Annotated in this window: 13 protein-coding genes; 2 read left to right on the forward strand and 11 right to left on the reverse strand. The window is 73.4% G+C overall.

The window, feature by feature from the left end; translation table 11 throughout:
* Positions 1 to 395 precede the first annotated feature (395 nt).
* The 11 genes from tyrS to argC all read right to left on the reverse strand — a co-directional run bounded on the left by tyrS (position 396) and on the right by argC (position 11,761).
* Positions 396 to 1,658, reverse strand: a complete 1,263-nt coding sequence (gene tyrS / locus CXY01_RS05455; RefSeq protein WP_146926111.1) for a tyrosine--tRNA ligase — start codon at positions 1,656 to 1,658, stop codon at positions 396 to 398.
* 76 nt (positions 1,659 to 1,734) lie between these two features.
* Positions 1,735 to 2,466 carry a DNA-3-methyladenine glycosylase gene (locus tag CXY01_RS05460; RefSeq protein ID WP_146926112.1) on the reverse strand — a complete coding sequence of 244 codons (732 nt, stop codon included), beginning with the start codon at positions 2,464 to 2,466 and terminating at the stop codon, positions 1,735 to 1,737.
* Entirely contained in the window at positions 2,463 to 3,056 is a 594-nt protein-coding gene (locus tag CXY01_RS05465; RefSeq protein ID WP_307724382.1) for a nucleoside/nucleotide kinase family protein, read from the reverse strand. The genes CXY01_RS05460 and CXY01_RS05465 overlap by 4 nt, the downstream gene beginning before the upstream one ends.
* Positions 3,053 to 4,483 carry an argininosuccinate lyase gene (gene argH / locus CXY01_RS05470; RefSeq protein WP_146926113.1) on the reverse strand — a complete coding sequence of 477 codons (1,431 nt, stop codon included), beginning with the start codon at positions 4,481 to 4,483 and terminating at the stop codon, positions 3,053 to 3,055. The genes CXY01_RS05465 and argH overlap by 4 nt, the downstream gene beginning before the upstream one ends.
* Positions 4,476 to 5,714: an argininosuccinate synthase gene (locus CXY01_RS05475; RefSeq protein WP_146926114.1), complete on the reverse strand. Its 1,239-nt coding sequence runs from the start codon at positions 5,712 to 5,714 to the stop codon at positions 4,476 to 4,478. Before CXY01_RS05475 ends, argH begins: the two co-directional genes overlap by 8 nt.
* Positions 5,715 to 5,763: 49 nt before the next feature.
* Positions 5,764 to 6,294 carry an arginine repressor gene (locus tag CXY01_RS05480; RefSeq protein WP_146926115.1) on the reverse strand — a complete coding sequence of 177 codons (531 nt, stop codon included), beginning with the start codon at positions 6,292 to 6,294 and terminating at the stop codon, positions 5,764 to 5,766.
* Positions 6,291 to 7,223, reverse strand: a complete 933-nt coding sequence (gene argF / locus CXY01_RS05485; RefSeq protein WP_146926116.1) for an ornithine carbamoyltransferase — start codon at positions 7,221 to 7,223, stop codon at positions 6,291 to 6,293. The genes CXY01_RS05480 and argF overlap by 4 nt, the downstream gene beginning before the upstream one ends.
* Entirely contained in the window at positions 7,220 to 8,518 is a 1,299-nt protein-coding gene (locus CXY01_RS05490; protein WP_146926459.1) for an acetylornithine transaminase, read from the reverse strand. Before CXY01_RS05490 ends, argF begins: the two co-directional genes overlap by 4 nt.
* Before the next feature lie 2 nt (positions 8,519 to 8,520).
* Positions 8,521 to 9,498, reverse strand: coding sequence for an acetylglutamate kinase (gene argB, locus CXY01_RS05495; RefSeq protein WP_146926117.1), 978 nt, complete (start codon positions 9,496 to 9,498; stop codon positions 8,521 to 8,523).
* Positions 9,495 to 10,700, reverse strand: a complete 1,206-nt coding sequence (gene argJ / locus CXY01_RS05500; protein ID WP_186813307.1) for a bifunctional glutamate N-acetyltransferase/amino-acid acetyltransferase ArgJ — start codon at positions 10,698 to 10,700, stop codon at positions 9,495 to 9,497. The genes argB and argJ overlap by 4 nt, the downstream gene beginning before the upstream one ends.
* Positions 10,697 to 11,761 (reverse strand): N-acetyl-gamma-glutamyl-phosphate reductase, encoded by a 1,065-nt coding sequence (argC, locus tag CXY01_RS05505; RefSeq protein ID WP_222594496.1) that lies wholly within the window; start codon positions 11,759 to 11,761, stop codon positions 10,697 to 10,699. The genes argJ and argC overlap by 4 nt, the downstream gene beginning before the upstream one ends.
* Before the next feature lie 83 nt (positions 11,762 to 11,844).
* Here argC and CXY01_RS05510 point away from each other — a divergent pair, with 83 nt between their 5' ends.
* Positions 11,845 to 12,828 carry a quinone oxidoreductase family protein gene (locus CXY01_RS05510; protein WP_146926119.1) on the forward strand — a complete coding sequence of 328 codons (984 nt, stop codon included), beginning with the start codon at positions 11,845 to 11,847 and terminating at the stop codon, positions 12,826 to 12,828.
* Positions 12,825 to 13,574: a DsbA family oxidoreductase gene (locus CXY01_RS05515; RefSeq protein WP_246125071.1), complete on the forward strand. Its 750-nt coding sequence runs from the start codon at positions 12,825 to 12,827 to the stop codon at positions 13,572 to 13,574. The genes CXY01_RS05510 and CXY01_RS05515 overlap by 4 nt, the downstream gene beginning before the upstream one ends.
* Positions 13,575 to 13,730: the final 156 nt, after the last annotated feature.

The raw sequence follows: 13,730 nt of genomic DNA on the forward strand, positions 1-13,730 counted from the left end.
TCCTCAAGATCTTTCGATCTCGTCCGAGAGGCTTTGTCGTTCTGAATCTTACCTGGCTTTCCGGCCGCTTCCCGCCACCTGTTCGGGCAGCATCTGCGGGCCGGGAGCCCGTCCCCGTCCTGCTTCAGGGCGCACGAAGCGCCTGTCAGCACGAGCGGGGGTGGCCACCCTAGGGACCAGCCACCGTGGTTCGATCCGCGGTGTCCGTTCCTCCCTCTCGGGCGACATCGAGAACATTACGCGCGTGTTGCGGCAGGTGGCAAATCCCGTCCCGGTGACGCCGGTCACCAGACCTCCGCTCGGCACCAGATGCGCAGGTCAGTGGGCCGAAACGGCGACGACGGGCCCTCGTCGCCCCGGCGGGGACGAGAGGCCCGTCGTCGATCACGGCTCGCTCAGGCCTGCGCGTCGACCACCGCGAGAGTGCGCTTGCCGCGGCGCAGGACCGCCCAGCGACCGTGCAGGAGGTCGTCGGCTGTGAGCACCGCGTCCTCGGCGGCCACCCGGACGTTGTTCACCGACGCCCCGCCCTCGGCGATCGCTCGTCGCGCCGCACCCTTGCTCGCCACCACGCCCGTCGCCGCCAGGAGGTCGGCGATGCCGTCGCCCGCAGCGCCCGGCGCGGACGGCAGCTCGGCGACCGCGGCGGCGAGCGTCGTGGCGTCGAGCTCCGCCAACGAGCCGCGGCCGAACAGGGCCTGGCTCGCCGCGACGACCTGGTCGGCGGCCGCGGTGCCGTGCACGAGGGACGTCACCTCGTACGCGAGCGCGCGTTGGGCCTCACGGGCCGCCGGCCGGTCGGCGACGGCCGACTCCAGCTCCTCGATCTGCTCGCGCGAGCGGAAGCTGAACACCTTGAGGTAGCGCACCACGTCGGCGTCGTCCGCGTTGAGCCAGAACTGGAAGAACGCGTACGGCGTGGTCAGCTCGGGGTCGAGCCAGACGGTGCCGGACTCCGTCTTGCCGAACTTGGTGCCGTCGGCCTTGGTGATCAGCGGGGTCGTCAGAGCGTGCACGGCGACACCCTCGGCCTTGCGGATCAGCTCGACGCCCGAAAGGAGGTTGCCCCACTGGTCGCTGCCGCCGGTCTGCAGGGTGATCCCGTGGCGGCGGTGCAGCTCGAGGTAGTCCATGCCCTGCAGGATCTGGTAGCTGAACTCGGTGAAGCTGATGCCCGCGTCGCTGTTGAGGCGCCGGGCCACGGTGTCCTTGGCCAGCATGGTGCCCAGCCGGTAGTGCTTGCCGATGTCGCGCAAGAAGTCGATGGCCGACAGCGGGGCCGTCCAGTCCAGGTTGTTCACCATGGTCGCGGCGTGCGGGCCGTCGAACCGGAGCAGGGGCTCGATCTGCTTGCGGATGCGCTCCACCCACACGGCGACGACGTCGCGCTCGTTCAGGGTGCGCTCCCCCGCCATCTTCGGGTCGCCGATCAGGCCGGTGGCACCGCCGACGAGGCCGTACGGCGTGTGGCCGGCGTCCTGGAGGCGGCGGACGGTCAGGATCTGGACGAGGTTGCCGATGTGCAGGCTCGGTGCCGTCGGGTCGAACCCGCAGTACAGCGAGACGGGCCCGGCGGAGAGCGCGTCGCGGAGGGCGTCGAGGTCGGTGGTCTGGGCGATCAGCCCGCGCCACTCGAGCTCGTCGAGGATGTGGTTCACCAGGTCTCCAGGCAGTAGGCCGGCTCGGCGCCGGCGACGAGGGTGGGCAGGTGCGTACGGCCGGCGTCGTCGTCCCTCACGGGACGTCTACCGACGCCGGCGCGCGATACGCCGGGCGGTACGCCGAGACCGTGCGCTCGTCCGTCAGCCAGTAGCGCCAGGGGAACCTGCCGCCCTCGCCCCCGGCGCCGGAGACGCCGACCCGGGGACCGGTCTTGTGCGTGGGCTGGGCCACGACCTGGTGGCGGTGCAGCACGATGTCGCCGCCCGCCTCCGTGATGTCGGCGCCGTTGGCGCGCAGGTCGATCCCCAGTGCCACGGCGAGCCGCCCGGGGCCCCGGGCGAGCTGGCGCTCCGAGTCGACGACGCCGACGGACTCGCGCCGTCGCCAGGCCAGGTCGGTGCCCTCGACGATCTCCCCCGCACGCAGCAGCACGGCGGACGGGCTGCCGGTGGGCTGGGTGACGATGTTGAGGCAGTGGTGCAGGCCCAGGTGGCGGTAGACGTACAGGCGGCCGGGCTCGGCGAACATCACCGCGTTGCGGGCGGTCCGGCCGCGGAAGGCGTGGGAACCCGGGTCGTCGGCACCGCCGTAGGCCTCGACCTCGGTGATCCGCAGCGTGACGTCGCCCTCCGGCGAGCGGGCGGTGAGGTAGGCGCCCAGCAGGTCGCGCGCGACGGCGTGCACCGGCCGGCTGAACCAGACCCGCGCCGGGACGACCACGGGCGCGCGCCGACCGGCGGCATCCGGGCTCTCGAGCGGTTCCGACGGGCTCACCCGCTCATCTTGCCGCACGCCCCGGCTCATCTGCCGCCGGAATCCGTCGATGCCCCGGGTACGGACCCGTCCGTCAGGACGTCACCGAACGCGTCGAGGCGGACGTCCGCGCGCTCCCGCGTGCGTTCGCGGGCGAAGTGGGCGGCCTCGTCGGCCATCCACCTGACCCAGTGCGCACGCATCTCGGCGCCGTCGCGGGCGAGGCCGCGCGCGAGCCGCAGGTCCGCCGGTGCCTCGACCCAGACGCGGAGCACGGCGACCGGGTCGACCTGCCGGCGCGCCGAGCCGCAGCCCTCCAGCACGAGGACGTCGGGGACCGGGACGTCCACCCACTCGGCGAACGCCTCTAGGGACCAGTCGTAGCGCTGGTACCGGCCCGGGACGCCACGGCGCAGCGGCTCCAGGACCTGGACGGAGAGGCGCGGCCACAGCGAGCCCTCGAGGCCCGACCAGCCCTCGTAGAGGTCGTCGAGGTGCAGCACGGTCGCGCCCGCCGACGCCAGGGAATCCGCAAGGGTCGTCTTGCCGGAGCCCGCCGGACCGTCGACGGCCACGACCTGCACCCGGCCCAGCCGCGGACGGGCCGAGCGTGCTCGAGCGAGGAGCTCGTCGGCGATCACGACGCCCAGGTGCGCAGCTCCGCCGCGCGTGCGCGGGCACGTCCCAGCTGCTCCGCGACCCGGACCGGGGCCGTACCGCCGTACGCGGAGCGCGACGCGAGCGACCCCTCGACGGTCAGCACGGCGCGGACCTCGGGGGTCAGGTGCGGTGAGATCGCGGCGAGCTCGTCGTCGGTGAGGTTCCACAGCTCGATGGCCGGCTCGTGCTCCTCGCACGCGCGGACGCAGGCACCCGCGACCTCGTGCGCCACCCGGAACGGCACGCCGCTGCGGACCAGCCACTCGGCGATGTCGGTCGCGAGCGAGAAGCCCTGCGGTGCGAGCGCCGCGAGCCGGTCCGTGTCGAACTCGAGCGTCTCGATCATCCCGGCGAACGCCGGCAGGAGGACGGAGAGCTGGTCCACCTGGTCGAACACCGGCTCCTTGTCCTCCTGCAGGTCGCGGTTGTACGCGAGCGGGAGGCCCTTGAGCGTGGTCAGCAGGCCCGTCAGGTCACCGACGAGGCGGCCCGCCTTGCCGCGCGCGAGCTCCGCGACGTCGGGGTTCTTCTTCTGCGGCATGATGCTCGACCCCGTGGAGTAGGCGTCGTGCAGCCGGACGAAGCCGAACTCCTTGGTCGCCCACAGGATGACCTCCTCGGCGAGCCGGGAGACGTCCACGGCGAGCATCGCCGCGACGAACGCGAACTCGGCCACCACGTCGCGCGACGCGGTGCCGTCGATCGAGTTCTCGACCGGACCGTCGAAGCCGAGCTCCGCGGCGACCGCGGCGGGGTCCAGACCGAGCGACGAGCCCGCCAGCGCACCCGACCCGTACGGCGAGCGGGCCGCCCGCGCGTCCCAGTCGACCCAGCGCTCGACGTCGCGCAGCAACGGCCACGCGTGCGCCAGCAGGTGGTGCGCGAGCAGGACCGGCTGGGCGTGCTGCAGGTGGGTGCGGCCCGGCATCGGCGCCTCGCCCGCCCGGTCGGCCTGCGCGACCAGCGCGTCGACCACGTCGAGCACCAGGCGCGCCAGACCACGCGCCTCCTCGCGCAGGTACATGCGCACGAGCGTCGCGATCTGGTCGTTGCGCGAGCGGCCCGCGCGGAGCTTGCCGCCGAGCTCCGTCCCCGCACGGTCGATCAGCCCGCGCTCGAGGGCCGTGTGCACGTCCTCGTCCTCGAGCACCGGCAGGAAGGCGCCGCTCGCCACGTCGGCGCGCAGCCGCTCCAGCGCGTCGACCATCCCGGTCAGCTCGTCGTCCGTGAGCAGCCCGGCACCGTGCAGGACCCGGGCGTGCGCGACGGAGCCGGAGATGTCGTGCCCGGCGAGCCGCCAGTCGAAGTGGGTCGACTGCGACAGCGCCTGCAGCGCCTCCGACGGGCCGCCCGCGAACCGGCCGCCCCAGAGCGAGACGCCGGGGGTCGTCGTGACGTCGTCAGCCACTGATCCCGCCCTGGGTGCCGAGGTCCACCCCGTTGCCGAAGCGCACGTCGCGCGCCGCGGCCAGCTTGGAGGACAGGCCGTAGATCTCGATGAAGCCCTTGGCGGCCGACTGGTCGAACGAGTCGCCCGTGTCGTACGTCGCGAGGTTGAAGTCGTACAGGCTCGCGTCCGACCGGCGGCCCGTGACCGTCGCGCGACCGCCGTGCAGCACGACGCGGACGTCGCCGGAGACGTAGCGCTGGGTGTCGTCGACGAACACCTCGAGCGACTTCTTCAGCGGCGAGAACCACTGGCCGTCGTAGACCAGCTCGGTCCAGCGCTGCTCGACGCCCCGCTTGAACCGCGCCTGCTCGCGCTCGACCGTGACGTTCTCCAGCTCCTGGTGCGCGGCGATGAGCGCGATCGCGCCCGGCGCCTCGTAGACCTCGCGGGACTTGATGCCGACCAGGCGGTCCTCGACGATGTCGATCCGGCCGATGCCCTGGGCACCCGCGCGGCGGTTCATCTCCTGGATGGCCTGCAGCGGCGTGACCGGGATGCCGTCCAGCGCGACCGGCACGCCGGCCTCGAACGTGATGACGACCTCGTCGGCGACGGGCGGGAACGTCGGGTCGTCCGTGTAGGTGTAGACGTCCTTGGTCGGGCCGTTCCAGATGTCCTCGAGGAAGCCGGTCTCGACGGCGCGGCCCCACACGTTCTGGTCGATGGAGAACGGGTTGTGCTTGGTGGTCTCGATGGGCAGCGCGTTGCGCGTCGCGAACTCGATCGCCTTGTCGCGGGTCAGCGCGAGGTCCCGGACGGGAGCCAGGCACGTCAGGTCGGGCGCGAGCGAGGTGATGCCGACCTCGAAGCGGACCTGGTCGTTGCCCTTGCCGGTGCAGCCGTGCGCGACGGTCGTCGCACCGAACTGGCGGGCCGCGCGGACGAGGTGCTTGACGATGACGGGTCGGGACAGCGCCGAGACCAGCGGGTAGCGGTCGAGGTAGAGGGCGTTGGCCTTGAGTGCCGGCATGCAGTACTCGGTGGCGAACTCGTCGCGCGCGTCGGCGACGTACGCCTCGACCGCGCCGCAGTCGAGCGCACGCTGGCGGATCACCTCGAGGTCCTCGCCGCCCTGGCCGACGTCGACCGCCACGGCGATCACCTCGGCGCCGGTGGCCTCGGCGATCCAGCCGATGCCCACGGAGGTGTCCAGGCCGCCGGAGTAGGCGAGGACGACGCGCTCAGTCATTGTTCTTCTCTCTTCGGGGGTGCGTACGAGGGTGCGGAGGAGTGCGGGGTCAGTCTGACGGACGGGTGCGCGACGGCGTGTCGGTGGCCAGCGCGAGGAAGCGGGCGGCCAGCGCGGCGCCGGTCTCCCCCTCGCGCGCGATGACCAGGACCGTGTCGTCGCCGGCGATCGTGCCGAGCACGGCGGGCAGGACGGAGTGGTCGATGGCCGACGCGAGGAACTGCGCGGCGCCGGGTGGCGTCCGCAGCACGACGAGGTTGCCCGACGCCTCGGCCGTCACGAGGAGCTCGGCGCACAGCCGGGCGAGGCGGGCGGCGAGCATCTCCTCGTCGGGCCCGGCAGCGGCCGGGCGCAGGCCGCCCTCGGCGGGGACGGCGTAGGCGAGGGCCCCGGACGGGGTCCGGATCTTGACGGCGCGCAGCTCGACGAGGTCACGCGACAGGGTGGCCTGGGTGACCGTCACGCCCTCCGCGGTGAGCAGCTCGGCGAGCTGCTGCTGGGAGTGGACCGTGCCGCGCGTGAGCAGCGACGTGACGAGCGCGTGGCGCGCCGCCTTGGTGTGCGGGACCGTGACGCTCATCGGCCCTCCACCAGCCACGACAGGAGGGCCTTCTGCGCGTGCAGCCGGTTCTCGGCCTCGTCCCACACGACCGACTGCGGTCCGTCGAGCACCTCGGCGGTGATCTCCTTGCCGCGGTAGGCGGGCAGGCAGTGCAGGACGAGGGCGTCCGGCTCTGCGAGGGCCATTGCGGCGGAGTCGACGCGGAACGGCACGAACGGCGTCTCGCGGTCGGCCGCCTCCGACTCCTGACCCATCGACACCCAGGTGTCCGTCGCGACGACGTCCGCTCCGGTGACCGCCTCCGCCATCGTGTGCACGACCGAGACCGAGCCGCCGGTGTCGGCGGCGATCGCGGCGGCGTCCGCGAGGATCGCCGCGTCGGGCAGGTAGCCGTCGGGCGTGCCGATGCGCACGTGCATGCCCGCCGTCGCGCCGCCGAGCAGGTACGAGTGCGCCATGTTGTTGGCACCGTCGCCGACGTAGGCGAGCGTCAGCCCGGCCAGGTTCCCGACTCCCCCGCGGTGCTGGGCGACCGTGGCGAGGTCGGCGAGGATCTGGCACGGGTGGAAGCTGTCCGTGAGCGCGTTCACGACCGGCACGCCCGCGTTCGCGGCCATCTGCTCGAGCCGCTGCTGGGAGAACGTCCGCCACACGATCGCGGCGACCTGCCGGCCGAGGACGCGCGCGGTGTCCTCGATCGACTCCCGCTCACCGATGCGCGCGAGCTTGCCGTCCACGCTCAGCGGGAACCCGCCGAGCTCCGCGATGCCGGCCGTGAACGAGACCTGGGTGCGCAGGGTCGGCTTGTCGAAGATGACGGCCACCGCCCGCGGTCCCGTCAGCGGCGTGCGGATGAACCTGTCGTCGCGGAACGCGAGGGCGAGCTCGAGGACGTCCCGCTGGTCGCGGGGGCTCAGGTCGTCGTCCCGCAGGAAGTGCCGGGTCATGACAGGTCCTCGGGGACGGCCGCGAGGAAGGCGACGAACTGCGCCGCCTGGTCCGCGGTGAGCAGGAACGGAGGCGCGAGGCGGAGGGTGCTGGGCGTGCAGGGGTTGACGATGAACCCCGCCTCGAGCGCGCGGGCGGCGACCGCAGCGGCCACCGGCGCGGTCAGCTCGATGCCGATGAGGAAGCCCTCGCCGCGCACCTCGCCGACGAGCGGGTTGCCGGTGCCGGCGAGCCGCTCGCGCAGCGTCGCGCCGAGCGCGCTGACGTGGTCGAGGAGCCCGTCGCGCTCGATGACGGCGATGGTCGCGAGCCCGGCGGCCGACGCGACAGGATTGCCGCCGAACGTGGTGCCGTGCTGGCCGCGGCCCAGCAGGGTCGCCGTCTGCTCGCCGTAGGCGATGAGCGCGCCGACGGGGAACCCGCCACCGAGCCCCTTGGCCACCGTCACGGCGTCGGGCACGATCCCACCGCCGACGTGCGGGAGCTGGTGGGCGAACCAGGTGCCGGTCCGGCCCATGCCGGTCTGCACCTCGTCGAGGACCAGCAGGGCGCCGTGCTCGGCCGTGAGCCTGCGGGCCAGGGCGAGGTAGCCGGGCGGCAGCGGCCGAACCCCGGCCTCGCCCTGGATCGGCTCGACGAACAGCGCCGCGACCCGGTCGCCGTCCACCGCGAACGCCGCCTCGAGCGCCTCGGTGTCGCCGAACGGCACGAACTCCACCCCCGCGGGCAGGGGCTCGAACGGCTCGCGGTACGCGGCCTTGTGCGTGAGCGCGAGGGCGCCCATCGACCGGCCGTGGAACGAGCCCTCCAGCGCGAGGATCCGCGGCCGGTCCGGGCCGCCGTTGCGGCGGGCCAGCTTGAACGCCGCCTCGTTGGCCTCGGTCCCGGAGTTGGTCAGGAAGACCCTCGACCCCTGGGGGGCGCCGGCGAGCGCGAGCAGCCGCTCGGCGAACGCGATCTGCGTCGGGCTGCCGAAGAAGTTGGAGACGTGCCCCAGCGTGCCGAGCTGCGCGCTGATCGCGGCGGTCAGGGTCGGGTGGGCGTGACCGAGCGAGTTGACCGCGATCCCGCCGAGCAGGTCGAGGTACCGCGTGCCGTCGGCGTCCCACACGTACGGGCCCTCACCGCGGACGAGCACGCGCTGCGGGGCGCCGAACGTGTCCATGACGGCGTGGCTGTAGCGGTCGGTCCACTGCGCGACGGAGCCGTCCGCGGCCAGGACCGGCAGCGACGCGTCGGCGCTCTCGGCGGACCGGTGCCGGGCCCGGGCAGTATCGAGGGTGCCCCTTTCCATGGTCATGCGGTCACCTCGGGGTCGGCGTGCGGCACCACAGGGATCGGTGCGGTGAAGGGGGCGTCGGCAGGCTCCTCGTCGGGCAGGACCATGGTGCCGATGCCGTCGGACGTGAAGACCTCGACCAGGATCGAGTGCGGTGCTCGGCCGTCGATGACGTGCGCGCGGCCGACTCCGCCCTCGACCGCCCGCCAGCAGGCCTCCATCTTCGGGCGCATGCCGGCGTCGAGGCCGGGCAGGAGCTCCGCCAGGGCGCTCGCGCCGATCCGGCGCACGAGAGAGCCCGTGTCCGGCCAGCTGGTGTAGAGACCCTCGACGTCGGTGAGCACGATGAGCTTGCGCGCTCCCAGCGCGACCGCGAGCGCGGCGGCCGCGGTGTCCGCGTTCACGTTCAGCACCGTGGTCGGGTCGTCCAGGTCGGGGGCGACCGTCGAGACCACCGGGATGCGACCGGCGTCGAGCAGGTCCAGCACGGCGCCGGGGTTGACCTTGACGACGTCGCCGACGAGGCCGATGTCGACGTTCTGGCCGTCCACGAGCGCGGTGCGCCGGCGGGCCTGGAACAGCCCGCCGTCCTCGCCCGACAGGCCGACGGCGTGGGGTCCGTGCGCGTTGAGCAGACCGACGAGCTCCCGGGACACCTGCCCCGTGAGCACCATCCGCACGACCTCCATCGCCTCCGGGGTGGTGACGCGCAGCCCGCCGCGGAACTCCGACTCGATGCCGAGCCGGTCGAGCATGGCGTTGATCTGGGGTCCGCCGCCGTGCACGACGACCGGCTTGAGCCCGACCTGGCGCAGGAACACCATGTCCTCGGCGAACGCGCGCTTCAGGTCCTCGTCGATCATCGCGTTGCCGCCGTACTTCACGACGACGAGCGCGCCCGAGAACTTCTGCAGCCACGGCAGCGCCTCGACGAGGACCTCGGCCTTCTGGTCCGCGCGCAGGTCGGTGCGGGTGTTGAACGTGAAGTCGCTCATGTGGAGTACGCGCTGTTCTCGTGGACGTAGTCGTGCGTGAGGTCGTTGGTCCACACGGTGGCCACCTCGCCGCCCGCGTGCAGGTCGATGAGCACGTGCACCTCGCGGTTCGCGGCCAGGTCGACCTCGGACCGGGGCCGGAACGCGCCGCCGGCCTTGCACACCTGGACGCCGTTGATGGTGACGTCGAGCTGGTCGGGGTCGAACGCGGCGACGCTCTCCGGCACCGTCCCCACCTGCGCGAGCACGCGGCCCCAGTTGGGGTCGTTGCCGAACATCGCGGCCTTGAAGAGGTTGGAGCGGGTCACCGCACGGGCCACCGCGAGCGCCGCGTCCTGCGTCTCGGCACCCATGACGGTCACGGCGATGTCGTGGGTCGCGCCCTCCGCGTCGGCGACGAGCGCGCGGGCGAGCTCGCCGCACACCTGCGTGAGCGCGGCGGTGAAGCCGGCGGGGTCCGGGACCGCGCGGCTGGCGCCCGAGACCATGAGCGTGACCGTGTCGGAGGTCGACATGCAGCCGTCGGAGTCGACGCGGTCGAACGTCTCCGAGACCGCCGTGCGCAGGGCGGCTGCCGCGGTCTCGGCGTCGATGACCGCGTCGGTGGTGATCACGCAGAGCATGGTGGCCAGCCCGGGGGCGAGCATGCCCGCTCCCTTGGCCATCCCACCGACGGTCCAGGCTCCCCGGTCGCCGTCGACGTGCAGGTGCGCGGTCTTGGCGACGGTGTCCGTGGTCATGATCGCGACGGCTGCGTCCGGACCGCCCTCGGAAGAGAGCGCCTCCACGGCGACGCCGATCCCGTCGAGGATCTTGTCGATGGGCAGCCGCTCCCCGATCAGGCCGGTGGAGCAGACCACGACGTCGCCCGCGGAGACCTCCAGGGCCGCACCGACCGTCTCGGCGGTCAGGTGCACGTCGAGGAAGCCCTCGGGTCCGGTGCACACGTTGGCGCCGCCCGAGTTGAGCACCACGGCGCTGACCACACCGTCGGACACCGCCTGGCGCGACCAGACGACCGGCGCGCCCACGACCCGGTTGGTGGTGAACACGGCCGCGGCAGCCTGCGAAGGACCGTCGTTGACGACCAGCGCGAGGTCCGGTCGGCCGGAGGCCTTGAGGCCCGCCGTGATCCCGGAGGCGCGGAAGCCGGCCGCCGCGGTGACGCCGGGTGAGGGCAGGTCCGTGGTCTCGATGGTCACGGTGCGACTCCGTCCAGGGGAAGGCCGAGCGTCTCGGGGAGCCCGAGCGCGAGGTTGAGGGACTGCAGCGCGCCACCGGCGGTGCCCTTGACCAGGTTGTCGATCGCCGTGACGGTCACGACGCGCCCGGCGCGCTCGTCGACCGCGACCTGCACGAGGGCGGTGTTGGCGCCGAGCGTCGCCGCGGTGGTCGGCCAGTGGCCCTCGAGTAGCAGGTGCACGAACGGCTCGTCGGCGTACGTCTGCTCCCACGCGGCCCGGACGGTTGCCGGGTCGACGTCGGGTGCGAGGCGGGCCGTGGCGGTCGCGAGGATGCCGCGCGCCATGGGCACGAGCGTGGGCGTGAAGGAGATGGTCACGTCGGCCGCCCCCGCGGACCGCAGGTTCTGCGCGATCTCGGGGATGTGCCGGTGCGTGCCGCCGACCGCGTACGGCTGCGCGGCGCCGAGCCCCTCGCTGGCGAGCAGGTGCGTCTTGAGGGACTTCCCCGCGCCGGAGTAGCCGTTGGCGAGCACGGCCACGAGGTCGGTGGGCTCGATCAGCCCGGCCGCGATGCCCGGCTGGAGACCGAGCGAGACGGCGGTGACGTTGCAGCCCGGGACGGCGATGCGCCGCGCACCGGCGAGCGCGGCCCGCTGCCCGCTCGCGGTCCGCTCCCCCGGGTGCAGCAGCTCCGGCAGGCCGTACGGCCACGTGCCGGCGTGCGCGCTGCCGTAGAACTGCTCCCAGTCGGCGGCGTCGACGAGCCGGTGGTCCGCGCCGAGGTCGACGACGACCGCGCCGTCGCCCCGTGCCTCGAGCTCCGCGGCGATCGCCCCGCTGGCGCCGTGCGGCAGGGCGAGCACGACGACGTCGTGACCGGCCAGCTCGTCGACCCCCGTGGGCGCGAGCACCCGGTCGGCGAGCGAGCGCAGGTGCGGCTGGTGCGCCCCGAGGAGCGTCCCGGCGTTGGAGTGCGCGGTGAGGGTGCCGATCCGTGCCTCGGGGTGCGCGAGCAGCACGCGGAGCATCTCCCCGCCGGCGTACCCGCTGGCACCCGCGACCGCGACCGTGAACGTCATATGCATGAACATACACAAGGCTGCACGAAGATACGAACGGCATCCCGGGGAAGATCGCCGCGCGCGTTCGCGTTCCTCCCGACGTGCGCGCCATCCGAGCCACCGCCGCGGGCGGTCCCGACGTCCTCGAGCTGACCGAGCTCCCCGACCCCGAGCCCGCGGCCGACGAGGTCCTCGTCCGCGTCGCCGCGGCGGGCGTCAACTTCATCGACACCTACCGACGGTCCGGCGTCTACCCGATGCCGTTCCCGCACGTCGTGGGCTCCGAGGGCGCCGGGACGGTCGTCGCCGTGGGTGCCGACGTGAGCGAGATCGCCGTCGGGGACCGTGTCGCGTGGTCGTCGGCACCCGGCTCCTACGCCGAGGTGGTCAACGTCAAGGCGTCGAAGGCCCTGCTGGTGCCCGACGGTGTCTCCGACCAGGTCGCCGCCGCCCTCCCCCTCCAGGGTCTGACGGCGCACTACCTCGTCACCTCGACGTTCCCCGTCCAGGCCGGTCACGACGTGCTCGTGCACGCGGCGGCAGGCGGTGTCGGCCTGCTGCTCACGCAGCTGGCGGCGCAGCGCGGTGCCCGCGTCATCGCGACCGTGGGCAGCGCCGAGAAGGAGCGCCTGGCCCGCGAGGCCGGTGCCACCGACGTGATCCGGTACCGCGAGCTCGACGACCTGACCCGCGACCTCCCGGCCGAGGTGCGCTCGCTCACCGACGGCCGCGGCGTCCACGCCGTCTTCGACTCCGTCGGCAAGGACACGTTCGACGCATCGCTGGGCTCCCTGCAGCGACGCGGGATGCTCGTCCTGTTCGGCGGCTCGTCCGGCCCCGTCCCGCCGGTCGACCCGCAGCGCCTCAACGCGGGCGGTTCGCTGTTCCTGACCCGCCCCACGCTCGACGACCACGTCGCCACGCGGGACGAGCTGACCTGGCGGGCCCGTGAGCTCTTCGACGCCGTCCGTGCCGGCGAGCTCGACGTGCGCGTGGGCGCCACGTTCCCGCTGGCCGACGCGGCCGACGCCCACCGCGCGCTCGAGTCGCGCTCCACCACCGGAAAGGTCCTGCTGCTCCCGTGACGACCGACGTCCTCCGTCCTGTCCGTACGCTGAACGTCGAGATCTGGTCGGACATCGCGTGCCCGTGGTGCTACATCGGGAAGCGACGCTTCGCGACGGCGCTGGCCGACTTCCCGCACCGCGAGCACGTCGAGGTGACGTGGCGCGCCTACGAGCTGTCGCCCGGCACGCCCGCGGGCCCGGGCATACCCGAGATCGAGGCGCTCGCCCGCCACAAGGGCATCCCACGCGACCAGGTCACGAGGATGTTCGCGCAGGTGACGGGCGTGGCCGCGGGCGACGGCCTGGCCTACGACTTCGACCGGGCGATCGCGGCCAACACGTTCGCGGCGCACCGTCTGGTGCACCTGGCGCGCACGACCGGCGGCGCAGAGCTGGCGGAGCGGACGCTCGAGGCCCTGTTCTCGGCGCACTTCGAGCACGGCGCCGACCTCGGCGACGACGAGACCCTCGTGCGGATCGTCGGCGACGCCGGTGTCGACGCCGACGCGGCACGTGGCGTGCTGGCCGGTGACGCGGGAGCCGACGCGGTCCGCGCCGACGAGGACGAGGCACGTGCCCTGGGCGTCACCGGCGTCCCGTTCTTCGTCGTCGACCGCCGGATCGCGGTGTCCGGCGCCCAGCCGGCCGGCGTGTTCACGCAGCTGCTGGAGACGGCGTGGCGCGACGCCCACCCGATCCAGACGCTGGCCACCGCCGACGGCGCCGACGGGGCGGCCTGCGTCGACGACTCCTGCGCCGTCTGACCCCTCGACAGCCGGGACGAACCGGGCGATACGGTGACGCTGCGCACAGACGCGCGCCGCCCACCCGGAGGCTCTGATGACGACGTCGCTCCTCGACACGCTCGGCGTGACCGTCCCCTCGACTGTCCCCACGCACTGGTACAACCTGGCGGCGGA

This window comes from Cellulomonas xylanilytica, from assembly GCF_007989805.1.
Taxonomy (GTDB): domain Bacteria; phylum Actinomycetota; class Actinomycetes; order Actinomycetales; family Cellulomonadaceae; genus Cellulomonas; species Cellulomonas xylanilytica.